The organism is Palleronia sp. LCG004 (assembly GCF_032931615.1).
In the GTDB taxonomy this organism is placed as follows: domain Bacteria; phylum Pseudomonadota; class Alphaproteobacteria; order Rhodobacterales; family Rhodobacteraceae; genus Palleronia.
In genome coordinates this window covers 513,806-537,804 of the sequence record NZ_CP136759.1, presented here as the reverse complement: position 1 = coordinate 537,804, position 23,999 = coordinate 513,806, and the positions used below count along the sequence as shown (strand labels likewise).

Here is a 23,999-nt window from a genome sequence, read left to right as displayed (position 1 = left end):
CGCCAACCCTGTGGATGGCTTCGCGGTCGCAGCGTAAGCTCGGCCCCCAAAGCGAATAGCAACTCCGTACGTATTTTACCAAAAAGTGTCGCGCGCGGCTAAGGTTACTTTTCGCAGTTCCGCGCCAGCGCGATGCTTCCGCTTCGGGCCCTTCATATCTCACGTCAGGTCGCTGCAAATGCAAACTGGAGCTGGCGCACCTCGGTCGCTCTGGGCGCGGAGCGGTCGCGCGGCGCGCAGCATATTGAACCGCGCCGGGTTTGCCGGAGACTTGAAACCTGAGAAGGATGAGAGTCATGGAAAAGAGCAAGATGGCCAACCGCTATTCACCTGAGGTTCGCGCCCGCGCGGTGCGGATGGTGCTGGAACACCAGAGTTCCTATGAAACGCAGGGCGCCGCGATAGCGGCGATTGCACCGAAGATCGGCTGTATTCCGCAGACGCTTGCAGTCTGGCTGAGGAAGGCCGCCAAGGACGCCGGTGCTGCGGGTGGCACGAGTAGCGACGAGCGCGATCGGATCAAGCTGCTTGAACGCGAGAACCGTGAGCTGCGTCAGGCGAACGAGATCCTCCGCAAAGCATCAGCTTATTTCGCTCAGGCGGAGCTCGACCGCCCGTTGAAGCGATGATCGGGTTTATCGACGATCATCGTGTCGTCTATGGGGTCGAGCCGATCTGCCGGGTTCTGCCGATCGCCCCATCGACGTATTATGCGCACCTGGCCATCCGTGCCGATCCATCCAAGGCGTCGGCGCGACAACAAAGGGATGCAGCATTGCGTCCCGAGATTCAGCGGATCTGGGACGCCAACTTCAAAGTCTACGGCGTGCGCAAAGCCTGGCACCAGCTCAGACGGGAAGGCTTTGATGTCGCCCGTTGCACGGTGGCGCGGCTGATGACCCAGATCGGGCTGCGTGGGGCCGTGCGTGGCAAGGTCATCAAGACCACGCAAGGCGATATGTCGGCACCATGTCCGCAAGACAAGGTGAACCGCCAGTTCCGGGCCCCGGCACCGAACGTGCTGTGGGTGAGCGACTTCACCTACGTCTCGACCTGGGCCGGCTTCGTTTACGTGGCCTTCGTGATCGACACATTCGCCAACCACATCGTGGGCTGGCGGGTGTCAGGGTCGGCTAAGACGGACTTCGTTCTGGATGCGCTGGAGCAGGCACTCTACAAACGACGCCCCGATGGTGACGGCAGCCTGGTGCATCACAGCGATCGCGGGTCCCAATACGTTTCCATCCGCTACACCGAGCGCTTGGCCGACGCTGGCATCGAGCCCTCAGTAGGAAGCGTCGGAGACAGCTACGACAACGCATTGGCCGAAACGATCAATGGCCTCTACAAGACCGAGGTCATTCGCCGTCGCGGTCCTTGGAAAAACCTCGAGGCTGTTGAGATGGCGACCCTCGAATGGGTGGACTGGTTCAACAACCGCCGGCTGCTTGAACCCATCGGGAACATCCCGCCTGTCGAGGCCGAAGCCAACTACTATGCGCAGCGTGCCGCGCTCGATATGGTCGCATAAAGTGAAGCAAACGGTCTCCGGCAAACCCGGCGCGGTTCATATAACTGGATGCCACGGAGCCGACAAAGTCTGGTTTCGCAGGTTTTTCGAAACCATCCGGTCTTCGCGGCGAAGGTCCTTAGCTCGCCCTAATACGAAACGCGATTGCAGGCGCAGCAAATACTGAGCAGATGTGGCGAACGGCAGGAAGGTCCCGCTCAGCCGATGTCTGCCGTCGAAAAATGCTGCGCTACGCACGAACGACCGCTTCGGTGAAGCTACGCCGCGGCAGCTGACCCACTTGCGAATGTCCGCAAAGGGCCGTCCTCGCGAACGGCCCTTCGGTTTAGATCTCAATTGCTTCAGCAATCGCCAAGGCATCTTCGAGTTCAACACCCAGATATCTGACGGTGCTGTCCATCTTGGTGTGTCCAAGCAGAAGCTGGACCGCACGCAAGTTGCCGGTCTTCTTGTAGATCTGGGTTACCTTTGTTCGCCTCATCGAATGCGTGCCGTAGGCACTCGCCTCTAAACCGATCGAAGTGACCCAATCGCGGACGATCCGCGCGTACTGGCGGGTCGAGATATGAAGACGCTCATGGAAGCGGCCCGGCCAAAGGTACTCTGAGCCGACCATGAGTTCATCCTCCATCCACTCCGCGACTGAGGTCCGGGTGCCTTCGGAAATCTCGAAGCGTACCGGTTTCTGCGTCTTGCTTTGCAGCACCGTGGCACGCTCCTTGATCTGACCAGACGCCATGACGTCGACGACTTTCATCTTCACCAGGTCACAGCCTCGAAGTTTACTGTCGATGGCCATATTGAACAGCGCGAGGTCGCGATGGTTCTCGGCCAGTTCAAGTCGAACGCGGATTGCCCAAACATGCTTTGGCTTCAGTGGTCGTTTCTGCCCGACGATGCGGCCCTTGTTCCATGCAGGGCGAAGTGCGCGAATGGCTGGTAGGTTTGGTGTTTCCATGACTGATCCTCCGATCCGCCATGCCCTCCACAACGACAACCCGACGTTGACTATGCAATTATATCACAGGTTTCTGCCCTGCATCCCACGTCCGCTCCGAGCCCGAGTTGTGGAATGCCGCAAATCCGCAAGATGTCCGCTGTTCGTTCGAGGGCCTTTGGTCTGTCTATGCTCTCAGCGGTTGGTCAACTGAAATTCAGACCTATTTGAATAAACGCATACAATTCGCAGAATTGAAGTTCTGCATTTGAAACAGGGAATAACTCATGACTTCTTTCGATCTTTCGCGCCGTGGAATGATCCTCGGCGCCGCGGGTGGGGCTGCTCTTCTTGCAGCCGGACGCCCACAGGTCCTGCAGGCCGCGGCCCATACGATGGCACCACTTCCAACCTTCTATGACCGTATGGTCGGCAATCTGCGCGTGACGACATTGCTAGACGGGTATTTTGGACTCGAACAGAACCTTGTTACGAACCTCGGGGAGGAGCAAATCGAGGAAGCACTAAAGGCGGCTTATCTTGACCCCGCAAACCCGATTCCGCTAGCGATCAGTACTCACGTCATTCGTCAGGGGGACCAGGTCAGCTTGGTCGATGCTGGTGCGGGCGGTTCCTTTGGACCAACGGCAGGCCGGTTGCGCACATTGCTGGAATCGCTTGGCGTTGCACCTGAAGACGTCACGCGCATTGTGTTGACTCACATGCACCCGGATCACATCGGGGGACTCATGGGAGATAATGGCCCGGTCTTCCCGAATGCATCGTTGCATGTCAGCGAAACCGATCATGCCTTCTGGACGGACGAGACGATCGCGTCGGGTGCGCCGGAATCGTCGCAAGGTTTTTTTGCCCTGGCACGTGCTGTCAGCGAGGCCTACACCCAGCGGACTGAGATGTTTGGCGACAATACGGATCTTGGTGGCGGGCTCACCACTTTGGCAATGCCGGGGCATACCCCAGGACACAGCGGGCTCCGTGTGTCGGATGGCTCTGATCAGTTGATCATATGGGGAGACAGCACAGCTGTGGCGTCGCTGCAGTTCAGCCACCCCGATGCCGGTATCGCCTTTGACGCAGATAGCGCGCAGGCCGCCGAGACGCGCCGCCGTGTTCTGGATATGGTGGTTGCCGACGAGATTGCCGTTGCGGGCACCCATTTGCCGTTCCCTGGTATCGGTCATGTCGAAGAAAAAGACGGGGCCTACGCTTGGGTTCCAGAAGAATGGCAGCACATGTAACGCGGTCGTCCCGCCAAGCTGAGAGCTGGTCGCGGATTTTTGGAGCGGTTTTCACTCTTAGGTAGCTACTGAAGCGCCTAGACGAAAATGGCGCTGTCGGACCAATTCCAATTTGTCCGACAGCGCTGTTCGGGCGACATCACGCTGACAACCTGCGTGATTGGACCCGAAGGGTTCGGGCCCGAGAAGTTGCCGTCTCAGAGATGTCAGATTTCCAAATTCGCGAGAACAAGGCAGCACATTTCGCCGCCCCTCTTTGACCCAGCCTGGATATTCGTCGTCCTGTCGGATCTCAAGGAGGGGCAAAGGGACGAGCCTGGGATCTTGTTGTCGCCATGATCTTCTTTTCCTGAGCCGGCTGCGCATTGGCGAGGACAGTATTGGCATTGGCATTGCCGAAGCGGACAGTCAAATTGGTGACGCGAACCGCAGCTTCGTCCGCGATGCCGTCATCCAGGATAGGGAAATGCTGCTCTCATGATGCAATGTCCGCAATGCGGAGCGCGACTGCAGCATCTGGACCGAGGGGCGAATGTCCGCTCAGGGCCCGAAAGGCGTCAGAATCGGCCACCCTCAGACAGCAGATTTTCGCGGTAAACGACCGCCGCGCGAAAGACCGCGCAAAGTGCCCCAACGCTCAGGCCCAGTCCCATAGCGGTACCGCTCCTAACCGACAAACGAGTTGACGTGCGTCTGGTACAGGCAACGAGTTCGGATGCTTGCTAGTCGAGGTCATCGAGTCGCCTCTTAATTGTCATCCAATGAACGCCGAACTGTTTTGCTATGGCGTTGATAGATTTCCCCTCCGCTTTGGCGCGTAAAAGATCATCGGTAGACGGTTCACGCTTCAGAGTATTTCCAGGACGGATTTCAAACCCTCGGTGTTCAAGGATCCCCTTTACAGTCGCAGCGCCGGTTCGATGCAGCTTCGCTATCTTTGCGAGCGACATTCCCTCCGCGCGGTTCCGACAGATCTCGTCCTCGCGATTTATCTGCATCCCAGCAAGAAACCGTCTCATTCCCGGACGGGTCAGGTTAAACACATCGTCGAGATCAGCAATGCTTCGGCGCCGTAAGAACACTTCTCGCGCCTCTTCTTCGCTTCGGTAGGTGAAGGTGAAGCTTCCCGGATAATCGTCATCCGGGACGGATATCGTCGCAAGGCCATCGTTCCAACCATGAAACAACGACTTAGCACGTTTTGGATAGTGCCAGGTCGAGAAGATGAAGCCGGACTCTTTCATTTCGACATCATTTTTCACAAACATCGCTATCTGGCAAATTTATAATTCTTGCAAAATGCTTTCGAAGTGTAAGCATCGGAAATTGTTCGCTAAATGACTCGCAAACGCACTTTTGGTGTGCTTTCTTCAGAGCTACTTCGAATCGATAAGGGGATCGCCGGTGCCGAACGTCGATCTGGCTCGCCACGAGCGTATCAAGTGTGATCTGCGAATCTGCGGGAGCTCTCTTCGAGAGATCAGTCGTGAACTCGGCGTCGGCGCCACCAGCGTGACGACGGTCTGCCAGGGACACCGAACATCGAAACGGATCGAGGCCGCAATCGCGCGGGAACTCGGAACGTGTCCTTCGCTTTTGTGGCCGGATCGCTATCCTGACCAAACAGGATCGCAAAGCTGATGGGCGGCCTTCTCAAAATGGCGTGTTACCAGCGTCTTTGCAGGCCGATCACCTCGTACTGCAAGGAGACTCAGCCATGACATAAGATTCTACATCTTGGGAAAGACGAAGGCCCTGCAATCACCACAAAAGCAGGGCCCTCTGGAAGTCTTTGATCTTGGTGGATCAGACGAACTTTCCCCTGAGAACCGATCGAAGTCAAGAACGGATCCTCCGGATGCGACGGGTCCGCTTGGCCAATCTTGCACCAATTCTCGAGGGAATGGGGTGGTCCGGTGTGCGCAGAGCACGCCGTGCTCAGCCCCTGTACATATCATGGACGAAACCACCGACGACACGACGCAGCCACCGCTGCCCAGCCGCGCTACGCGCACCATATCCATGCGATCGAAAGCGAGTTCGCGAGGCGCGATCACAGCAAGTCCGCCCGGATCGGGCGGCCGGGACCGCATAATCCAGTTCGAGAGCAAGCTCGAGCAGCGCGTGCTGTTCCTGCTCCTCGCCCGTCGTGACCTATGGGACATTTGGGATCAGCCTCCGGCCATCGCTTATATCGCGCCGGACGGACGAACCCGTCACCATACGTTCGACTTCCTCGTCACCTTCACGACCGGACGCCGGTGGGCCGTCGTCGTGAAGCCGCAGATCCGCGCCGCTCGACCCGAGTTCCAGAAAGAACTCGCCGCGATCCGTGCTGGACTGCGCAAGGACTACGCCGACGAGCTACGCCTCATCACCGACGCTCACTTCACCCGGGACGAGGCGCTTAACGTCGAGAGGTTGCATCAATTCCGCCGCAATCTGTCGCCGGAGGTCCTCGTCACGGCTTACGGCCGCTTCGCCACGGCCGCGTTCCCGATTACCGTCGGTGATCTAGTGGCGCATCTCGATATGGGTGGCGTCGGGTTCCAGGCGATCGTGGTGGGCATCTACGACGGCTACCTCCATGCGGAGACGAGCGCGGAAATCTCTGAAAGCACCCGTCTGTCCTTGCCCGTCAACGCGGAGTACAAGGCATGAGCCGCTTCCTCATCTCCAATAGCGACCGGCTGTTCCTCAACAAACGTCACTGGCGTCTCGGCACGGCAACAGGCGCCGGGTACGTGTTTGAGGCCGTCGACGATCCTGGTGTCACCCTAGGCCTCTCGTCCGACGAACTCGCCGAGCGGTTAATGGACCGTGACAGCCTGTTCGAGCGTGGCTACTTCGATCCAGGCAGGTCGAGAGCGCGGATCGACGCTGGAGTCGAATGCCTCCGAGACCTGCCCAAGAAGACGCAGCACATCGTTCTCTGGCGATGGGGATACGTCGAAGCCTTCCTGGCGCTCTATGAACGGTCGCTCATCAAACGCACCGAGACGTCGATCTCTTGCGCGATGTACGACCTCCAGAAGGAGGTCGACACGATCGACGTCATTCGCCAGCGCGGCAACCGAAAGAAGCGCGCGGGTCGCAAATCGACCATCCAGGACGCGCCTTGCCCGAGGTCGGTGTTGGAGTGGGTCAGGAGATTCGAGAACTCCGGGCGAGACCCTCTCTCGCTCGTTCCCGGCACCCATCGGTCCGGCAACGCGGTCTCCCGGTTCTGCATCGAGGGCGCGAAACTGATTGCGAAGGAGCTTGGGAAATACGCGACCATCCAGCGCCCGACAAAGCGCGAAGTCGCCAGGGACTGCGTTGATGCTTTCAGGAAGCTCAACAAGGAACGAAAGGCACTTGGCATTCCTCCGATCTCAGAGCCATCCAAGCGATGCATCGAGCGCAAGATCGGGAAACTCGATCCCTACCAGACCTACGCCGGTCGCTATGGCGTTGCGGCCGCGAACAAGAAATTCGCCGCGATCGAGCTCGGCATCAAGGCCGGATACCCGATGGAGCGGATCGAGATCGACGAGTGGAACGTCGATGTGCTGACGCTGATCACGGAGATCGGCGCACTCGACACAATGTCCGAAGAACAGCGGGCGGGCCTCATTCACGAGCGCCTCTGGCTCTACGTCGCCATCGACTGCGCCACCCGGTGCATTCTGGCACTGCGCCTCGCCTCAACGCCGAATGCCGACGACGCGGTGCTGACCCTGGCGGATGCCACGAGGGACAAAAGCGATCTGTCGAAACAAGCTGGCTGTGTAAACGCTTGGACGCAGCATGGCGGTCTCGCGGCCGTGGTGACCGACAACGGCGCCGCGTTCACCAGCATTCCGTTCGTGAACGCGATCCACGCCCTAGGAGGGGGTCCCGAGAGACCGCCGGCTGGCATCGCATCGCTTCGCGGTCGAATTGAGCGCCTGTTCCGTTCGTTCGGCACCGAGCTGATGGCACTTCTTGCCGGGAGAACGTTCTCGAATCCGATCGACCGGGGGGATTACCCGTCCGAGGACCTCGCGGTGCATTCGCGCGAGACGCTCCTTCAGATCCTCACGCTCTACGTCGTCGACATCTACCACCACAAGCCGCATGCCGGGCTCGGCGACGAGACACCGGCCGACTGCTGGAAGCGCCTCGAGAAGTCGCGCAGCATAGTTCCGCCACCGGTGCCGCAAACCCGCTGCCGCGCCCTGGGGATCGAGCTGACCCGTAAGGTCACTCGCAAGGGCGTCACGGTCCTCGGCAACGACTACGCCTGCGATGCCCTGCGGGAGATGCTTCGGCACAGCCACGACACACAGGTTACGATCCGGGTCGACCCGGCCGAACTCGGCTGGATCATGGTTCGGGTCGACGGCATATGGCATGTCGCCGATGCGCTACGATCGGTGATGAACGGTGTCAGCCTTGCCGATTGGCGCCTCACCGTCCTGGAACTTCGGTCCAGACACAGACGCAACGCGGCACTCCACGAAGACCTGATCGTGCGTACATTGCAGAAGATCAGGGAGATCAACGCGGCGCAGCTCGAGACTATGCGGGTGCGCTTGCCGTATCTTTCCGCTGAGGACCTGAAGCGGGAGGAGCGCCAGCTTGGCCTGGGCCTGACCATCGACGTCGACGCCGCACCCGAAATCGACCTCCCGAACGCAGAAGACGGCTTCGGGCAGGTTGTCCCGCTCGGCGATACCCCGCCAGACCTGTTCTCGATCAATGGTGTCGAGGAGCCTCAAACCGCGCATTCGCCGAACGGCTCGCCGGGTGAGGAGCAGCCGAACGACGACTGGGGCCTGGAGGAAGACTGATGCGAGATCGAGACGACATCGACCTGACCGTAGCGCGCCTCCGGACGCTGTTCTTCCGCCACCCGCAGCACCGGCTTCTCTTCGACCAGTTCGATCGCCTGCTTAGACGCAGGCAGGTCGAGGTGGCCGAGGGTTTGCGCGGAGAGGCCCGCGGCATTGCCCTGATCGGCCCCTCGGGCTGCGGCAAGACCACCGCGGCCGAGCGGCTGATCGCCACGCATCCGGACCTCGTCCTGCCGGCGCCGGACCGGCTCCGGGCGGACGTCGTGAGCTTCCTCGTCCCGTCGCCCGCGACCTTGAAGGACGTGGGCATGGCCGCCCTGGCCGCGCTCGGCTACCCGCTCGAGCGCGACAAGCCGTCGGGCATCATCTGGGACCGTGTCCGCCACTTCCTGCGCGAGCGGCAGACGCTGTTTCTGCATATCGATGAGGCGCAGGACCTCTATACCGCCCGCAGCGCCGGGGCGCAGCAATCAGTGATCAATACCCTGAAGTCGCTGATGCAGAACCGCGACTGGCCGGTCGGGCTGATCCTGACTGGCATGCCGGAAGTGAAGGCGATGCTGAACGCCGATCCGCAGCTGGCCCGGCGCACCTACCCGATCGAGATCGCCCCGGTCTCCTGGGTGGCAGACGGCCCGATGATCCGATCCCTTGTCGCCACCTACGCAGAGAAGGCCAATCTCTCTCCGAATACCGACCTCGTCCAAGACGACTTCGTCGCGCGCCTCGTCCATGCGGGGGCCACGCAGTTCGGGCTGATCGTGGAAACCGTGATCGCGGCGATCGAGGAAGCCTTGCGGAGCGGCGCCTCCGTGCTGGACCGATCCCACTTCGCGGCCGCGTTCCGGCGACGGTCGGGCTGCATCGACGGGCTGAACCCGTTCCTGACCGATGATTACCTGAGCATCGATCCACGACAGCTCTTCGATATGGTACCCGTCGCACCCCCGGCGTCCCTCGGAGGCCGGCTAAGGTGAGGGAAATTGCACTGAACCTCGCGCACCCGGCATGTCCCTACGAGACGGCGACTTCCTACGCCTCGCGCCTTGCGCGGTTCGCGCGGGCCGCCGATCCGTTCGATCTCTGTCTCGATGTCGGCCTCGACTGGAAGTCCGTCGTACGTGGCGATCCGATCTCAATCCGACGTCTCGCCGCTCGCGGTGGAACGTCTGCGGACGTGCTTGAACGCTGGTCGATCCGCGCCATGGGCCCGCTGCGCTTCAGGATCGGCGGTGACGTCGTGCCGAACAAGACTCTCCTGCGGAGCCGCTTGCGCGTCTGTCCGGCCTGTATCCTCGAGGATCTTGCGTCAGGCGGGCTCAGGCGCGCTTACCGGCGTATGCACTGGAACCTGCAGGCCATCCGGACGTGCGAACGTCACTGGCGGCCACTCCTCAAACTGCCATGGCTGGAGCACACTTTCGGCAACTACGACATCGTCGCTCGTGTCGAGGCGACGATGCCGCTGATCGAGAACGCTGCTGGAAAAGACGACGCACGGCCGTTCACCGATTACGAGCGCTACATCCTCGACCGCCTGCACGGGCTGCAAGCTATCCCCTACCTCGACACCATGCCGCTGGCATTCGTCATACGGTTCGCCGAGGCGCTCGGGCTTACGCGGATCTGGTACCGGGATGCCGCGCGGGATGCCGACGACGATCTGCTGTACGAGGCCGGGGCGGCGGGGTTTGACGTGCTCAGGAACGGGCACGAGGCCTTCATCGCCGAGCTCCACCGCCTGCAGATCGATCCCCTTCAAAGCAATGCCAGCCACAAGCTCGATCTCGGACCCTTCTGGGTCTGGCTCCGCTGTGGCGGGAATGGCGATGGCATGGCGGCGCTCCGCGCTGTGGTCCGCGAGCACGTCTTCCGCAATTACCCCGTCGAGGCAGGGACAATGGTTCTGGGACAGGCCTGCCCGCGAACGCAAGTCTACTCGATCAACAGCGCCAAGAGGGCGTTCCGGATCTCACGCGCCCGGCTCAACGCCAAGCTCGTTGCGGCGGGGCTGGCCGCGCCGAACGGCAGCCCGGACCGCGTCACCCTCCTGCGGCCGCTCCGCGCCGAAGACCTGGCGCCCCGTCTGGCGCCGACCGCTGGGTTGCTGAGCCGCGAAGAGGCAAAGGCGCGGCTGGGAGCCAGCGAGTCGATCTTCCGGCAACTGCGGCTCGCGGATCTGATCCGACGTCACACCGAACCTACAGACCGCCGACCGCGCTACGCCGCGGCCGAGATCGAGACGTTTCTGTCTGACGTGAAGTCAGCGATATCGACCCGCGCGTCGTTCCACCCAAGTGCGGACCGCATGTCTCTCGTTGAGGCGTGTCGGAAGATCGGAACACCACTGCTTACGGTCCAAGCGCTCATCCAGGACGGAAAGGTTCCGTCCTCGGCGATCGACCCCACAATGCAGGGCCTCGCTGCGATCCACGTCGATATTGAAGAGGTCCGCACGGCTGTTACCGGCGAATTGCTCGACGCAGTGCCGAAGCTGAAGACTGCGAAGATCCTTGGCGGATCGCTGCGGATGGTGGATTTCCTGCTCTCCACCGGGGAGCTGGCACTTGAGAAACGGGGCCCGGCCCTGCGCGGCCATACCATGCCGGCCGTGACCCGCGCCTCCATCGACAGCTTCCTGACGGATCACACGACGCTCGGTCGCCTGTCGCAAGCCACCGGCCTGTCGTTCCAGCGCCTACGCTTCGAACTGCCGAAACTTAAAATCCTGCCGCGCCAGGTCCCGAAGGACACCGGCCACATCTATACGAAAGCAGGTCTGCGGGACGTGATTCTTACCTCGGACCTCGAGCTTCCGGGGCCGCTGGACTGGGGCAGGATGTGAGGCTGCAGGCGAATCAGACCCCAACCGATTTGGCCAAACCGGACCCAAAGGTAAACCTTTGTGTCGGTACAGGAAAAACTATCTGGCGTGTGACAGGAAGGCAGTGGCGCGCTGGGGAGGATTCGAACCCCCGACCCTCTGATTCGTAGTCAGATACTCTATCCAACTGAGCTACCAGCGCGTTGGGGGCGGGATAATCGTGTCGGCACCGGGGTGCAAGGCGAAAATCACGATGAGCCCAAACTACCGCAGGGTTTTCGTCATCTCCGACGCCGGAAAGCAAGTAGCCGCTTGCCCCGTGGCCGCCTGCCAGAGACCGACGGATCGCCGGGTCTTGAACCCCGGGAGGCCGTCGGCACCCCCGACATCATGCCCCATGGCCTGCAGGGCCCGTTGCATCCCGGCTATCTCGGAGCGGAGCAGCCTGTCGACGGGCCGCCAGGGCCGCGCAAAATCGCCCGAGCCATAGGCGATGCGGTCCCCGGCATGGCCCACGTAGAGCGCATAGAGATCGCTCATGTTGTAGTCCTTTAGCACATAGAAATTCGGCGTAACGACGAATGCGGGACCCAGGCGGCCTGCCGGCATGAGAAGGGACCCCGATTGTCCCAGTTCGTGGGCAGGAAAAGGGCGCCCCGAGACACGGGTGATACCCATCTCGACCCAGTCGGCGATCCGCCTTGCATTGTCGGGACCTTCGAGCGCGCAGGAGATATGGGCCGGGACGTCCACCTCGAAGCCCCAGTCGCGACCCGCCTGCCAGCCATGACGCGCGAGATAGGTACCGATCGATGCGAGCGTATCGGGCTCCGACCTCCAGATATCCGCCCGGCCGTCGCCGTCACCGTCGGCGGCGAAACTGAGGAACGAGGACGGCATGAACTGCGGTTGCCCCAGCGCTCCGGCCCAGCTGGATCGCATGGCACCGGGCGGTGCATGGCGGGCTTCGGCGATCTGCAGCGCGGCCACGAGCTCATCCGCGAAATAATCCGCCCGCGTTGACATGAAACCCTTCGTGCCAAGCACGCGGAAGGCGTCGTGCGGAATGTCGACGCGACCATAACCGCTTTCGCGACCCCAGATCGCGAGGACTATATGACCGGGGACGCCGGTGGCACGTGTCACGCGGTCGAGGGTCGCGGAATGTCGCGCTGCCAGCTGTCGTCCTGTGGAGGCGGCTCCTGCGACCGAGCGGAAATAGCCAGCGGGCGCACCGAACTCGGCCTGTTCCTGTGCGCGCGGTCCCGGGGCGGAGCCGGGGGGAACAAGGTCAGGCAAGTCCCAATCAAGACGTACCTGCCCCAGCGCGCTTTCGAACGTCGCACGCGAGACACCTTGCTGCGCCGCACGGGGCCAGATCGTCTGGTCGAGCCATGACCGGAAATGACGCTCCACACCGGCGCGGTCCTGCGCAACGGCAGGCATGGAGAAACAGAGAAGGAGGAGAGCGGCGCGAAGGATCATTTGGGGTCCGAATGAGCTGGGCAGATCGTACCAGATCAGCATTCCGGGATGTTCACCGCAATCCCGCCTGTCGAAGTTTCCTTGTACTTCACATCCATGTCACGCCCCGTTTCGGCCATGACCTTCACGCAATTGTCGAGCGGCATGAAATGCGCGCCATCGCCCCTCAGCGCGAGTGATGCAGCGGAAACCGCCTTGATCGCCCCCATGGCGTTGCGCTCGATACAGGGCACCTGAACGAGACCCGCGGCCGGATCGCATGTCATGCCGAGGTGATGCTCGAGCGCGATCTCGGCGGCGTTCTCGACCTGTTCGTTCGTGCCGCCCAGCGCCGCGCAAAGCCCGCCCGCCGCCATGGCAGAGGCCGATCCGACTTCGCCCTGACAGCCAACCTCGGCACCCGAGATCGACGCGTTGTGCTTGATCAGGCCCCCGATCGCGGCAGCCGTCAGGATCAATTCGTGGACGCCCGCGCGGGACGCTCCGACGCAATGGTCGCGGTAATAGCGGATGACTGCCGGCACGACGCCTGCCGCACCGTTTGTGGGCGAGGTCACGACACGACCGCCGGCGGCGTTCTCCTCGTTGACGGCCATGGCATAGACGCTCATCCAGTCGTTCGCGACATGCGGCTGGGCAAGATTGTGGCCCGCCTCGGCCTTCAGCCGGTCATGAATGGCAGCGGCACGTCGACGGACCTTCAGACCCCCTGGCAGGACGCCCTCCTGTCGCAGGCCCCGGTCGATGCATTCGTCCATAACCGTCAGGACATGGTCGATCCTGCGATCGAGATCGCGCCCATGCAGGACCTCTTCGTTGGCGCGCTTCATGGCGGCGATCGTCAGCCCCGACCTCTTGCCCATCTCGAGCATTTCGCGCGCGGTTCGGAACGGATAGGGAAAGACGGGCCCGCCTTCTGTGCCGCCCCTGCCCTCACGTTCAGCCAGTAGCTCGTCCTCCGTCAGCACGAAGCCGCCACCGACAGAGTAATAGGTTTCGCGATGATAGAGGTTGCCGCGGGCATCGAAGGCCCTGAGGACCATTCCGTTCGCATGCAATGGGAGCGGTGGGCCGTAATCGAAGACGAGATCCGTTTCCGGGTCGAAGCGCAGCGGTCCGAGCCCCTCGGGCATCACCTCGCACGTCCGGTGGACCTCCGCCTCGCGCCGTTCGGCCTCGTCCGGATCGAGCGTGTCGGGCTTCAGCCCGCAGAAGCCCAGAAGGACTGCCCGGTCGGTCGCGTGTCCCTTGCCGGTGAATGCCAGGGATCCGTGAAGGACCGCCCCAAGCCCGGCGAGCGCGCCCGCCCCCGGCACCGGATCGACGCCGCGCCGCAGATCGTCGAGGAACCGGGCCGCCGCGCTCATCGGACCCATCGTGTGCGACGATGACGGACCGATCCCTATCTTGAAGATGTCGAAGACGGACAGGAACATCGGTGGACCTTGGCTAGGGACGGCGGAGTGTCACCCGGCAGCGAGTTCCGTGCAACCCGTGACGAGGAGCGAGACGACATGCGGCGCGAAGGACCGCCAGATGTCCATGCGCCAATCCTCCTCGCCGTCGCGCCAGAGGATCACGCTCGCCCCGTCGAAGACCGTGCGACGCCCCTCTCCCACCGCGATGCTCGCGGGATCGCGTGGCCAGCCCAGCGTCAGGAGTTCGGTCGCACGCGGCCCGTCGATGCGGAACGAAAGCTCCCGGTCGGTGATCTCGGTCAGGCTGTGCGGCGCGTCGATCCGAACCTCCCGCACGCGATCTGCCGCAGCTTCGGGCAGGTGGACCAGCCATTCGTCGGGCCCGATGCAGAGCGCGCGCATTTCCTCGCCGGCGACCTGCCCGACCCGCATCGGCAGATCGAGCCCGAGGGCCGAGCCCACAGCCTCGCGATCGCCCTTATGCGCGCGAAGTGAAAAGCGCGCGACCGGATCGAGCGCCGTGACTCGAGCGGCAGCATTTTCGGCGACGATGCCGGTTGTGAAATCCTTGGGGGGAATATTCAGCATGGGATCAGACCTTCACGCGGTCGTTGTTGGGGTCATAGAATATCGGTGCGGTGATCTTGGCGGTCACGGTGCGATCGGGCATGGGGATATGGACTGTTTCGCCCATCCGTTCGCGCCCCCCCTCGATCACGGCAAGCGCGATGGGCTGACCGACCGCGTCCGAGTGATAGGACGAGGTGACATGGCCGGCCATGATCATCGGCGTCTGCTGGTTCGGATCGAACACGATCTGCGCGCCTTCCTCCAGCTTCGTCTCGCCGTCCTCGGTCAGAAGACCCACCAGCTGCTTGCGGTTCGCGGCAACGAGATCGTGGCGCATCAGCGCGCGCATGCCGACGAAATCGGCCTTCTGCTTGCCGACGGCCCATCCCATTCCCGCATCGTAGGGCGTGACGGTGCCGTCTGTATCCTGACCGACGATGATGAACCCCTTTTCGGCCCGCAGGACGTGCATCGTCTCGGTTCCGTATGGGGTGATGTCGAACGGCTTGCCCGCTTCCATCAGCTTCTCCCAGACGGCCCGGCCGTGACGCGCAGGCACATTGATCTCGAAGCCCAGTTCGCCGGTAAAGCTCAGCCGGAAGAGACGGCAGGGCAGATTGTCGAAGCTGCATTCGACGACCGACATGTGCGGCAAGGCATCGGGCGAGATGTCGGCCCCCTCGACGAAGGGTTCGATCAGCTTCCGGGCGTTGGGGCCGTTCACCGCGATCACGGCCCATTGCTCTGTCGTCGAGGTGAGCCAGACCTTCAGGTCCGGCCATTCCGTCTGAAGGTAATCCTCCATCATGTTCAGCACGCGCGCCGCCCCGCCGGTCGTGGTCGTGACGTGAAAGCGATCGTCGGCCAGCCGTCCGATCACGCCGTCATCGCGGATGAAACCGTCATCGCCGAGCAGCAGACCGTAGCGCGCACGCCCCGGCGCAAGCTTCGTCCAGGGATTCGTGTACATGCGGTTCATGAACTCGGCCGCATCGGGCCCGACCACCTCGATCTTGCCCAGGGTCGAAGCGTCGAAGATCCCCAGAGAGGCGCGCGTGGCACGGCATTCGCGACCGACGGCCGCATCCATGTCCTCGCACGGCTTCGGGAAATATCGCGCGCGCCGCCAATGGCCGACCGGCTCGAACACCGCGCCGTTTTCGTCGGCCCAGGCGTCGATCGGGGTCCGTCGCGTCACCTCGAAATGGGCACCGCGGTGATAGCCCGCGAACGCCCCGAAGGTCGTCGGCGTATAGGGCGGGCGGAAGGTGGTGAGGCCGACCTCGGGTGCGGGCTTGCCCAGCGCCTCTGCCGCGATGTTGAGCCCGTTGATGTTCGACATCTTGCCCTGATCGGTCGCCATACCGTTCGTGGTGTACCGCTTGACGTGCTCGATGGAGCGCATCCCCTCCTTTACGGCAAGGCGCAGGTCCTTGGCGGTCACGTCGTTCTGGAAGTCCACGAAGGCGCGCGTGCTGGCGGCGGATTTGCCGCTTGGCAGTTCGGTGACGCTGACGCCCTTTCCACCGCGATCCTGCGAGACGTCGATACGGCGCGGATCGGCGTCGAGCCCCATCGCGCGCGCCGCCGCGGATCCCATCTCGGCCCCGTCATGGAGCGCCGCGGTGATCCCCCAGAGGCCACGGCCCGCACCTGCGATATGGCAGGCTTCGGTGACGCGGTCGGGCAGGAACGTCTGCCGGTCGGCATCCCAGGCGAGACTGCCCTTCGTATGCGAGAAGAGGTGTAGCGACGGCGTCCATCCACCCGACATCAGAAGCGCATCGCAGGGAACACGCCGCGACTTGCCGACATCGCCCCCCGTCACCGGCGCGATGAAGACGCCGTTGATCCGCAGCCGCCCGCGGGTGCCGGTCACCGTCTGTCCCGTCAGGACCGGAATGCCGCGCCGCCTTGCCTCTGCCGCGACATCGGGGCCCGGCGCGTCCCGCGTATCGACAAGGGCCACGATCTGGCTACCGGTATCGGCAAGGTCGAAGGCCGCCCAATAGGCACTGTCGTGGCTCGTGACGATCGCCACGCGATTCCCCACCCGCACTCCGAACCGGTTGAGATAAGTCTGCGCCGCGCCGGCCAGCATCACGCCCGGACGGTCGTTTCCGTCGAAGACCAGCGGCTTCTCGAGCGCGCCCTGCGCAAGGATCACCTGCCCCGCCCGCACGCGCCAGAGACGCTCGCGCGGGGTGTCCTTCGGAAGCTCGGGCAGATGGTCGGTCAGCCGCTCGCACAGGCCGATCATGTTCTGGTGGTAGTAGCCGATGGCAGTGGTGCGGGTCATGATCCGCACGCCCATCGCCTCGAGCGCCTCGACCGTGGCGGCAAGCCAGTCCCAGGCGGGACGCCCGTCGATCCGCGCCTGCGGCTCGCTCAGCAGCGTCCCTCCCAGTTCGGCATGCTCGTCGACGAGTGTCACGCGCAGCCCCGATTGCGCCGCTGCGCGCGCAGCTTCCAGCCCCGCGGGACCGCCGCCCACGACCAGTATGTCTGTATGCAGATAGCGGGAGGCGTAGCTGTCGGGATCTTCCTCGGTGGGCGATACGCCCAAGCCGGCGGCCGCACGGATGAAGGGCTCGTAGACCTTGTCCCAAAAGCTCTTCGGCCACATGAAGGTCTTGTAGTAAAATCCCGCCGACAGCAGCCGGTGCGCCCGGTCGTTCACCGCGCCGAGGTCGAACCGCAGGTCTGGAAAGGTGTTCTGGCTCAGCGTCTCGAGGCCGGACCAGATCTCCTGCATCGTGGCGCGGGTGTTCGGCTCGGACCGCCCCGGGCCGCGCCGCGTGCCGATCAGCGCGTTTGGCTCCTCCGACCCGGCGGCCACGGGACCGCGCGGACGGTGGTACTTGAAGGACCGCCCCATCAGATGACGACCATTTGCGAGGAGAGCCGAGGCGACTGTATCGCCCTCGCACCCCGCGACCTCGCGGCCGTCGAAGGTGAAGGTCACGGGGCGGTCGTGACGGACGCGGCCCCGTCCCGGAACGCGGAAGAGGTTCATTGATCGCCCCCCGTCAAGCTTGCGAGATCCGGCTTTGCGGCACCCGCCTTGTAGGTCGCGAGGAACCGGTCGCTCACCGTGTCGCGGACCGCGTTGAAGAACCGCCCGCAGCCATGGATATGACGCCAGCGTTCGTAATGCGGCCCCTTGGCATTCGAACGGATGAAGAGGAAATCGCGCCATTCCTCATCGCTCGTTCCGGATGGATCCGGTGCACGGACGATATGCGCCTCGCCCGCATACGCGAATTCAAGCTCGGGCAGCGTCTCGTCGCAATAGGGGCAATGGATCAGGAGCATCGCTCTCTCCTCAATGTGCGACGGCGGCGGCAGCCGCCTCGTCGATCAGGCGGCCGGTGGTGAACCGCTCAAGCGTGAAGGGTGCATTGATCTCGTGCGGCTCGTCCTTGGCGACCGTCCAGGCGAGCGTGTGTGCAGCCCCTGGCGTTGCCTTGAACCCCCCCGTGCCCCAGCCGCAATTGACGTAGAGCCCTTTCACCGGCGTCTTGCCGAGGATGGCCGACCGGTCGGGCGTCACATCCACGATGCCGGCCCATTTCCGCAACATCCGCATGCGGTTGAAGATGGGAAAGACCTCGCAGATGGCCGCGACCGTATGCTCGATCAGTGGCAGGCCGCCGCGTTGCGAATAGCTCGTGTACTGGTCCGTGCCCGAGCCGATCACCAGCTCTCCCTTGTCGGACTGACTGATATAGGCATGGACCGTGTTCGACATCACGACGCAGGGAAAGATCGGCTTCACCGGCTCGCTCACCAAGGCTTGCAGCGGATAACTTTCGAGCGGCATCCGCACGCCCGCGGTCTCCATTACGACGCTCGTATGCCCCGCGGCCGACACCGCGACCTTCTTCGCCCGAATGAGACCCTTGCCGGTCTCGACACCCTCGACCGCGCCATCGGGCCCGCGCCGGATCGCGGTGACGGGGCAGTTCTGGATGATGTCGACCCCTCGCGCCGCCGCCGCACGCGCATAGCCCCAGGCGACGGCGTCGTGGCGCGCGGTTCCCGCTCGCTTCTGCAGCGCCGCGCCCATCACCGGATAGCGCGCATCGGGCGAGATGTTCAGCGGCGGGCAGTAGGTCTTCGCCTGCTCTCGCGTCAGCCAGACGTTGTCGACGCCGTTCAGCCGGTTGGAATGCACATGACGCTGAAAGCTCTGAACGTCGTGGACGTTGTGGGCCAGCATCATCACGCCCCGACGAGAGAACATGACGTTGTAGTTCAGCTCCTGGCTCAACCCCTCCCAGAGGTCGAGCGCATGATCGTAGAGCCGCGCACTCTCGTCGTAGAGATAGTTGGAGCGAATGATCGTCGTGTTGCGGCCAGTATTGCCACCGCCGAGCCATCCCTTCTCGATCACGGCGACATTGGTGATCCCGTGCTCCTTGGCGAGGTAATACGCCGCGCCCAGCCCGTGGCCGCCCGCGCCGATGATGATGACGTCGTATTCCTTCTTGGGCTCGGCGCTCGGCCATTGCTCGGTCCAGCCCGTATTCCCGGTGACGGCATTCTTCAGAAGCGAGAAGGCGGAGAATTTGGTCATCGCGGCACCTTTCGGGAATTTGTCGACAGCTATCAGGCGGGGCAACCAACGCACTGGACGATTGCCCCTTTGCGACTGTACGATTGCGACATGGACATCACGCATGCGGTACCGCCGAACCGGCTCAGCGTCGGCTTCGTGCTGACGCGGGACTTCACGCTCTCTGCCTTCGCGAATTTCGTGGACGTGCTCAGGCTGGCGGCGGATGAAGGCGATCGCTCGCGACGCATCCATTGCGACTGGCAGGTCCTGTCCGCCGACATGAACCCCATCGTCTCCAGCGCGGGCGTCAGGATCCAGCCCGACACCCGGCTCCGCTTGGCCGGACGCTTCGACTACATCGTCGTTGTCGGCGGCCTCATCGGCCGGGGCGAAACGCTGACGCCGGAACTCGTCACCTATCTGCGGGAGAATGCCGAAGCCGGCGTGCCGCTGGTCGGGCTCTGCACGGGCGTGTTCCAGCTCTACGCGGCCGGCCTTCTCGAAGGCTATCGCGCCTGCGTGAGCTGGTTCCACCATCGCGACTTCACCGATCGTTTCGCAGGGGCCACGCCCGTGTCGAACCAGATCTTCGTCGTCGACCGCGACCGCCTGACCTGTTCAGGCGGACATTCGGCCGCCCACCTCGCGGCTTTCGTGGTAGAGCGACATCTGGGTCAGGTCGCCGCGGCCAAGAGCCTCAGCATCCTGATGATCGACGGCGCGCAAAGCGGCGAACGTCCACAACCCGCCCTGCCCGAGACACCTCCCGCACGCGATCCTGTCGTGCGCAAGGCGCTGATCAGGATGCAGCAGTCGATAGACGAGCCCGAATCAATCCCGGATCTCGCCCGGCAACTCGGGGTGGGCCGCAAGACGCTCGAACGTCGGTTCCGCGATGATCTCGGTGCGCCCCCGTCGCGGATCGCGATGGATCTGCGGCTCGATCACGCGGCCCGCCTTCTCGCCGGTTCGACGCGCTCGGTCACGGATATCGCGCTGGCCTGCGGTTTCTGCGACGTGCCGCATCTTATCCGTGCCTTTCGCAAACGGCACGGCATGACGCCCGGCGACTTTCGCCAGGCGCATGCTTCCGTCGCGGCTCCGTGACGCGCATTTCGCAAAGGGCTCTTCCCACGGCCGATGATTCCGACTAACTTGGTCAGGAACGATGATGCCGTTTCGACCGAAAGGCCCGGGATGACCGCACTCCGCAAACATCTTCCCCTCCCCGAGGAACCTCAGCCGGGTTTTGTGTCATGCCTCCGCATGGCGGCGCTCGATTGCCGCGCGGCCCCCCGCAGCTCCCTCAAGGCCTGCGAACTGCTCGATCCCGATGCCGGGGCCGAGGCGCATGCAGCCCTGCTCACCCGGACGCTGCCGCAGATGCTGAGGCATCGGCCGGTATTCTGGCGACCCGGGGCATCGGGACGGTCCTTCGACGAGGAATGGCTGCTGGCCCTTGCCCGCGCGATCGCGCATGGCGATCATTCGAGCGCGCGCTTTCTCGTGAGGAGCCGCGTCCATGCCCAGGCCGCCCCGACACTGATGCTGCTGATGCGTGGCATGGTCGGATCACTGGACATTTACTGAGCGGACAATATCTTGGGGTCCCTAAGGGGCAGCCAGCTCACCGCGAGCCATCCCCTCCCTCACGTCACAGGAAGGTAGAAACATGGCCGAAACCGCTTCCGATCTCACACCCGATGCCAGCGCCGAAATCGCCGATGCACTGAATCAGGCTGTCGCCGAGACGGTCGTGACCACGATGCTCGCCCAGAATTATCACTGGAACGTCACCGGCATGGCCTTTGGCCCGCTGCATGCGCTGTTCCAGGAGATCTACGAAGATCATTTCGTCGGTCAGGACGATCTGGCCGAGCGCGTCCGCGCCATCGGTCAGACGGCGCAAGGCAAGCTTGCCGGGCATCTGGAACGGTCCAAGGTTTCCGAAGGCGACGAATCCGCCTCCGACAAGGAGATGATCCGCCATCTTGCCGAAGCGCAGGAGACGATCGGAGCAACGCTCGCGGGTCTGTCGGAGATCGCCGCCAAGCACGGTGACATCCGCAGCGAGGATCTCGCCATCGAACGTGGCCGCATCCACGACAAGTTCGCCTGGATGCTCCGCGCCCACCTCGCCTGAATCATCCCTTCGAAGCGGGGCCGCCCACGCAATCGGGCACCGGGCGGCCCTTCTTGACGCATCGTTTCACAAACGCGTCGCGCCAATGCGTGTAGCCTCCCATAACGTTTTGCTGCGCCACGACGAGCGCTACGAAAGCCGCGGCCTCCCGCGGCTTTTTCTGTTTCTTGCTTATCTTTTTCTGCGCCTCGGTCATCGAGCATCCGATGCAATGCTTGCCGGCCGCACCATCTCGCCGGAACTTGCAGACATCGATGCAGGGGGTCGCGGTCTTGGCCATGATCTCGCTCCGAATGTCGCGCCGCGTGTCGCCAGACCCACGACGCCTTTCGGTGAAAGATGGGCCGGGTTCTCCCACGCGTCCAGCATTCCTGCTTGGGCGATCTCTCCATCGTGAAACGGGGGGTCGCCTGTCATTTCGTAAGAATCAGTTTTCCCGCCTTGGTCAGATGCAGGCAATAGATCTGATCGCCCAGCACGATCCGTGCGTCCTTGCCACCCTTCAGGATGTCATCCGCGCGGAGAACGGGAATTGCCGCGCCTGAACTTTGCCCGTGCGCATTCATGCCGGGCCCTCCACAGGGCCATCAGGCCGGATTCCATTCAGAGCGGGTTGTGATCCCATTCTCCATCCTCCGAAGGGCCGGGTAGCCCTGCGCAGGTCGCGCCGACCCCGGCCGGGTCGATCGAAATGTGCTGCGGCCAGTTCGAACATATGGGTCATCTCGCCCTCTTGGTCATTCAGTCACAGGATCGGGCTGACCCGCTAGAGATGCGGATTAGCTGGACCTTCACCATTTCTGATTATTATTGTCGGATATTGCAATGCAAAATCCTGCAAGGCGAAAGCGAACCTCCATCGTCGTATTCCGTCTTGCAGCCCCTGACCGCCCGATGGTAGAAGCTGTTCCGACGCGGGCGTTGTGTAATGGTAAGACCTCAGCCTTCCAAGCTGATGATACGGGTTCGATTCCCGTCGCCCGCTCCACCCCCCAATCTGCGGATTGTTGAAGCATCAATCGAACGCTGATGCGTTAGATTTTAAGCGCCTATCGCTCATCCGATCGAAATTCTCGTCGCGTTCCGGTGCCATTCCGGATCTACCGCTTTGGTTGGGGCGCAGCCATCCACTTGACGAAGTTCGATATCATCAATGTCCGCGTCAGCAGCTCAGGTCCTGCATCGCATAACGACCAATTCCCATCGCAACACCTCGCTACGCGAACCAGTGGTCGCCGCTGAGCTGAACGGATTGCGAGATGATCTGGCACGCCGCATAGAAAGCGCCGCGGGCGTCCTCCAGTTCGAACATACGACACTGCTTGTAGATCTAGCTCCCGTTCAACTCGACGCTTCGCCAAACGGCTCGGATGCTCGCAAGCATGTCGCGGCTCCCGGCAATTTCGCGATCGCCCGGATGGCATAACGTCAGGAGGTGAGAAGCAGTCATGTCCGACGTGAAGGTTTCGCCACAACGTCTGGCAATTGACCCTGCTGGTGCGGTCGATCCGGTTCATGATAGCCAGAAATAGAATTTTTCCCACGGGGCAAAAACCGGCCCACCCTTGTCTTCGGAGGCGGCTTCGGAATGAAGAAAGATGACGACGTCGGATTGACGGTCGCCAGCTGGAACGTACGCGCCGGCCTCGGGCGGGATCTGAAGCGCCGGCCGGAGCGCACGATCGAGGTGATTTCGGAGCTCGGGGCCGATGTCATCGTCCTGCAGGAAGCCGATTTTCGTCGTCATCCACGCCCGTCCGCTCTTCCGAGCTCCGACTGGCAGATCGCCGGTTACAATGTCCTGCCGATCTCCGGCTCGGGTGTCGGCATCGGCTGGCATGGGATCGCGATCCTGTTTTCGCCCAGCGTCACTATCGAGGAGACGCTCCGTTTCGACCTGCCCGCATTGGAGCCTCGGGGAGCCGTCGTGGTGACGGCACACATCGCGAACACGCGATTTCGGTTGTCGGGCGTCCATCTCGGTTTGCTGCGGCGCAATCGTCGCGCGCAACTTCATTTCCTGCAGGAGAGGGTCCGCGAGATGCCTCCCTGCCCGACCATTCTGGCGGGAGATTTCAATGAATGGTCCGCCCATCGGGGGTTGGAGCCCCTTCGCCACACGATGCGGCAAGCGAGCCCCGGACCCAGCTTTCCGGCGGGCCGCCCGTTCCTGAGTCTCGATCGATTTGCCTGGTCGAATGGGGCCGACCTCGTCGAGAGCCGTGTGGTGGATACTCACCTGACACGCATCGCGTCGGATCACCGGCCGATCCTTGGCCGCTTCAACCTTGCGCGAATGGCGGGGTCAGAACCGGCAAAAGGGTGACAGGTAGATGATCGGAGGATGACAGGCGGATACTCTTGCGACGTTATTACTGATCCCTCAAGATCGAACGTGCCGGCCTGCTTAAGTTCGGATCACAGTCACTCGGCTGCGACAATCGTCCGATTCGG

The 23,999-nt window shown here is 62.8% G+C and carries 21 protein-coding genes, 2 tRNA genes and 1 other annotated feature; of the genes, 12 read left to right on the top strand and 11 right to left on the bottom strand.

Annotated features, from left to right (window positions below; genetic code table 11):
- Nucleotides 1–296 precede the first annotated feature (296 nt).
- Nucleotides 297–1,531, top strand: a protein-coding gene (locus RVY76_RS02610) for an IS3 family transposase (protein WP_317375641.1) whose coding sequence is annotated in 2 segments (ribosomal slippage) — nucleotides 297–594 and nucleotides 594–1,531 — 1,236 coding nt in all. Because the reading frame shifts where the segments join, the coding sequence is not laid out codon by codon here.
- Nucleotides 584–700, top strand: a sequence feature (AL1L pseudoknot). It overlaps the preceding gene by 117 nt.
- Before the next feature lie 325 nt (nucleotides 1,532–1,856).
- Here the strand turns inward: RVY76_RS02610 and RVY76_RS02605 are convergent.
- On the bottom strand, nucleotides 1,857–2,489 hold the full coding sequence (locus RVY76_RS02605) for a tyrosine-type recombinase/integrase (RefSeq protein ID WP_317375639.1): 633 nt from the start codon (nucleotides 2,487–2,489) through the stop codon (nucleotides 1,857–1,859).
- Nucleotides 2,490–2,755: 266 nt separating this feature from the next.
- On the opposite strand from RVY76_RS02605, the gene RVY76_RS02600 reads away from it, so the two are divergent.
- Nucleotides 2,756–3,727, top strand: coding sequence for an MBL fold metallo-hydrolase (locus RVY76_RS02600; protein ID WP_317375637.1), 972 nt, complete (start codon nucleotides 2,756–2,758; stop codon nucleotides 3,725–3,727).
- 722 nt (nucleotides 3,728–4,449) lie between these two features.
- On the opposite strand, the gene RVY76_RS02595 is transcribed toward RVY76_RS02600, so the two are convergent.
- Nucleotides 4,450–4,971 (bottom strand): transposase family protein, encoded by a 522-nt coding sequence (locus RVY76_RS02595; RefSeq protein ID WP_317375635.1) that lies wholly within the window; start codon nucleotides 4,969–4,971, stop codon nucleotides 4,450–4,452.
- A gap of 115 nt (nucleotides 4,972–5,086) precedes the next feature.
- On the opposite strand from RVY76_RS02595, the gene RVY76_RS18645 reads away from it, so the two are divergent.
- From RVY76_RS18645 to RVY76_RS02575, 5 genes are all read left to right on the top strand, one after another.
- On the top strand, nucleotides 5,087–5,368 hold the full coding sequence (locus tag RVY76_RS18645) for a helix-turn-helix domain-containing protein (protein ID WP_410796004.1): 282 nt from the start codon (nucleotides 5,087–5,089) through the stop codon (nucleotides 5,366–5,368).
- A gap of 315 nt (nucleotides 5,369–5,683) precedes the next feature.
- Complete coding sequence (locus RVY76_RS02590) at nucleotides 5,684–6,388, top strand: hypothetical protein (RefSeq protein WP_317375634.1); 705 nt, start codon at nucleotides 5,684–5,686, stop codon at nucleotides 6,386–6,388.
- On the top strand, nucleotides 6,385–8,541 hold the full coding sequence (locus tag RVY76_RS02585; RefSeq protein WP_317375632.1) for a Mu transposase C-terminal domain-containing protein: 2,157 nt from the start codon (nucleotides 6,385–6,387) through the stop codon (nucleotides 8,539–8,541). The genes RVY76_RS02590 and RVY76_RS02585 overlap by 4 nt, the downstream gene beginning before the upstream one ends.
- Nucleotides 8,541–9,521 carry a TniB family NTP-binding protein gene (locus RVY76_RS02580; protein ID WP_317375631.1) on the top strand — a complete coding sequence of 327 codons (981 nt, stop codon included), beginning with the start codon at nucleotides 8,541–8,543 and terminating at the stop codon, nucleotides 9,519–9,521. Before RVY76_RS02585 ends, RVY76_RS02580 begins: the two co-directional genes overlap by 1 nt.
- The gene (locus RVY76_RS02575; protein ID WP_317375630.1) at nucleotides 9,518–11,389 is read left to right on the top strand and encodes a TniQ family protein; all 1,872 of its coding nucleotides are present in this window, start codon (nucleotides 9,518–9,520) and stop codon (nucleotides 11,387–11,389) included. The genes RVY76_RS02580 and RVY76_RS02575 overlap by 4 nt, the downstream gene beginning before the upstream one ends.
- A gap of 104 nt (nucleotides 11,390–11,493) precedes the next feature.
- On the opposite strand, the gene RVY76_RS02570 is transcribed toward RVY76_RS02575, so the two are convergent.
- From RVY76_RS02570 to RVY76_RS02540, 7 genes are all read right to left on the bottom strand, one after another.
- A tRNA-Arg gene (locus RVY76_RS02570) sits at nucleotides 11,494–11,570 on the bottom strand.
- A gap of 62 nt (nucleotides 11,571–11,632) precedes the next feature.
- Nucleotides 11,633–12,853 carry a lytic murein transglycosylase gene (locus tag RVY76_RS02565; protein WP_317375629.1) on the bottom strand — a complete coding sequence of 407 codons (1,221 nt, stop codon included), beginning with the start codon at nucleotides 12,851–12,853 and terminating at the stop codon, nucleotides 11,633–11,635.
- A 35-nt stretch (nucleotides 12,854–12,888) separates the two neighbouring features.
- Nucleotides 12,889–14,289: an L-serine ammonia-lyase gene (locus tag RVY76_RS02560; protein WP_317375628.1), complete on the bottom strand. Its 1,401-nt coding sequence runs from the start codon at nucleotides 14,287–14,289 to the stop codon at nucleotides 12,889–12,891.
- A 30-nt stretch (nucleotides 14,290–14,319) separates the two neighbouring features.
- Nucleotides 14,320–14,859: a sarcosine oxidase subunit gamma gene (locus tag RVY76_RS02555; protein ID WP_317375627.1), complete on the bottom strand. Its 540-nt coding sequence runs from the start codon at nucleotides 14,857–14,859 to the stop codon at nucleotides 14,320–14,322.
- A gap of 4 nt (nucleotides 14,860–14,863) precedes the next feature.
- A complete protein-coding gene (locus RVY76_RS02550; protein ID WP_317375625.1) occupies nucleotides 14,864–17,857 on the bottom strand; it encodes a sarcosine oxidase subunit alpha in 2,994 nt (997 codons plus the stop codon).
- Nucleotides 17,854–18,156 carry a sarcosine oxidase subunit delta gene (locus tag RVY76_RS02545; RefSeq protein ID WP_317375624.1) on the bottom strand — a complete coding sequence of 101 codons (303 nt, stop codon included), beginning with the start codon at nucleotides 18,154–18,156 and terminating at the stop codon, nucleotides 17,854–17,856. The genes RVY76_RS02550 and RVY76_RS02545 overlap by 4 nt, the downstream gene beginning before the upstream one ends.
- A gap of 10 nt (nucleotides 18,157–18,166) precedes the next feature.
- Complete coding sequence (locus RVY76_RS02540) at nucleotides 18,167–19,420, bottom strand: sarcosine oxidase subunit beta family protein (protein ID WP_317375623.1); 1,254 nt, start codon at nucleotides 19,418–19,420, stop codon at nucleotides 18,167–18,169.
- A gap of 90 nt (nucleotides 19,421–19,510) precedes the next feature.
- Between RVY76_RS02540 and RVY76_RS02535 the strand changes: the two genes are divergently transcribed.
- From RVY76_RS02535 to RVY76_RS02525, 3 genes are all read left to right on the top strand, one after another.
- A complete protein-coding gene (locus RVY76_RS02535; RefSeq protein ID WP_317375622.1) occupies nucleotides 19,511–20,509 on the top strand; it encodes a GlxA family transcriptional regulator in 999 nt (332 codons plus the stop codon).
- 90 nt (nucleotides 20,510–20,599) lie between these two features.
- Entirely contained in the window at nucleotides 20,600–20,992 is a 393-nt protein-coding gene (locus tag RVY76_RS02530; RefSeq protein WP_317375620.1) for a hypothetical protein, read from the top strand.
- A gap of 82 nt (nucleotides 20,993–21,074) precedes the next feature.
- Nucleotides 21,075–21,545 carry a DNA starvation/stationary phase protection protein gene (locus RVY76_RS02525; RefSeq protein ID WP_317375619.1) on the top strand — a complete coding sequence of 157 codons (471 nt, stop codon included), beginning with the start codon at nucleotides 21,075–21,077 and terminating at the stop codon, nucleotides 21,543–21,545.
- Nucleotide 21,546: 1 nt separating this feature from the next.
- Here RVY76_RS02525 and RVY76_RS02520 read toward each other — a convergent pair whose 3' ends face one another.
- Nucleotides 21,547–21,825 (bottom strand): DUF1289 domain-containing protein, encoded by a 279-nt coding sequence (locus RVY76_RS02520; RefSeq protein ID WP_317375617.1) that lies wholly within the window; start codon nucleotides 21,823–21,825, stop codon nucleotides 21,547–21,549.
- 133 nt (nucleotides 21,826–21,958) lie between these two features.
- Nucleotides 21,959–22,111, bottom strand: a complete 153-nt coding sequence (gene hemP, locus RVY76_RS02515; protein WP_317375615.1) for a hemin uptake protein HemP — start codon at nucleotides 22,109–22,111, stop codon at nucleotides 21,959–21,961.
- 348 nt (nucleotides 22,112–22,459) lie between these two features.
- Here hemP and RVY76_RS02510 point away from each other — a divergent pair.
- Both RVY76_RS02510 and RVY76_RS02505 read left to right on the top strand, forming a co-directional pair.
- Nucleotides 22,460–22,533: transfer RNA gene (locus tag RVY76_RS02510), tRNA-Gly, on the top strand.
- A gap of 600 nt (nucleotides 22,534–23,133) precedes the next feature.
- Nucleotides 23,134–23,871 (top strand): endonuclease/exonuclease/phosphatase family protein, encoded by a 738-nt coding sequence (locus RVY76_RS02505; protein WP_317375614.1) that lies wholly within the window; start codon nucleotides 23,134–23,136, stop codon nucleotides 23,869–23,871.
- Nucleotides 23,872–23,999 lie beyond the last annotated feature (128 nt).

Bases quoted from the DNA above. Each gene is read 5' to 3' on its own strand.
- RVY76_RS02555 (WP_317375627.1), bottom strand. From the start codon at position 14,859: ATGCTGAATATTCCCCCCAAGGATTTCACAACCGGCATCGTCGCCGAA.
- RVY76_RS02590 (WP_317375634.1), top strand. From the start codon at position 5,684: ATGGACGAAACCACCGACGACACGACGCAGCCACCGCTGCCCAGCCGC.
- RVY76_RS02520 (WP_317375617.1), bottom strand. From the start codon at position 21,825: ATGGCCAAGACCGCGACCCCCTGCATCGATGTCTGCAAGTTCCGGCGA.
- RVY76_RS02600 (WP_317375637.1), top strand. From the start codon at position 2,756: ATGACTTCTTTCGATCTTTCGCGCCGTGGAATGATCCTCGGCGCCGCG.
- RVY76_RS02530 (WP_317375620.1), top strand. From the start codon at position 20,600: ATGACCGCACTCCGCAAACATCTTCCCCTCCCCGAGGAACCTCAGCCG.
- RVY76_RS02540 (WP_317375623.1), bottom strand. From the start codon at position 19,420: ATGACCAAATTCTCCGCCTTCTCGCTTCTGAAGAATGCCGTCACCGGG.
- RVY76_RS02545 (WP_317375624.1), bottom strand. From the start codon at position 18,156: ATGCTCCTGATCCATTGCCCCTATTGCGACGAGACGCTGCCCGAGCTT.
- RVY76_RS02565 (WP_317375629.1), bottom strand. From the start codon at position 12,853: ATGATCCTTCGCGCCGCTCTCCTCCTTCTCTGTTTCTCCATGCCTGCC.
- RVY76_RS02535 (WP_317375622.1), top strand. From the start codon at position 19,511: ATGGACATCACGCATGCGGTACCGCCGAACCGGCTCAGCGTCGGCTTC.
- RVY76_RS02585 (WP_317375632.1), top strand. From the start codon at position 6,385: ATGAGCCGCTTCCTCATCTCCAATAGCGACCGGCTGTTCCTCAACAAA.
- RVY76_RS02505 (WP_317375614.1), top strand. From the start codon at position 23,134: ATGAAGAAAGATGACGACGTCGGATTGACGGTCGCCAGCTGGAACGTA.
- RVY76_RS02580 (WP_317375631.1), top strand. From the start codon at position 8,541: ATGCGAGATCGAGACGACATCGACCTGACCGTAGCGCGCCTCCGGACG.
- RVY76_RS02595 (WP_317375635.1), bottom strand. From the start codon at position 4,971: ATGAAAGAGTCCGGCTTCATCTTCTCGACCTGGCACTATCCAAAACGT.
- hemP (WP_317375615.1), bottom strand. From the start codon at position 22,111: ATGAATGCGCACGGGCAAAGTTCAGGCGCGGCAATTCCCGTTCTCCGC.
- RVY76_RS02550 (WP_317375625.1), bottom strand. From the start codon at position 17,857: ATGAACCTCTTCCGCGTTCCGGGACGGGGCCGCGTCCGTCACGACCGC.
- RVY76_RS02525 (WP_317375619.1), top strand. From the start codon at position 21,075: ATGGCCGAAACCGCTTCCGATCTCACACCCGATGCCAGCGCCGAAATC.
- RVY76_RS02560 (WP_317375628.1), bottom strand. From the start codon at position 14,289: ATGTTCCTGTCCGTCTTCGACATCTTCAAGATAGGGATCGGTCCGTCA.
- RVY76_RS02605 (WP_317375639.1), bottom strand. From the start codon at position 2,489: ATGGAAACACCAAACCTACCAGCCATTCGCGCACTTCGCCCTGCATGG.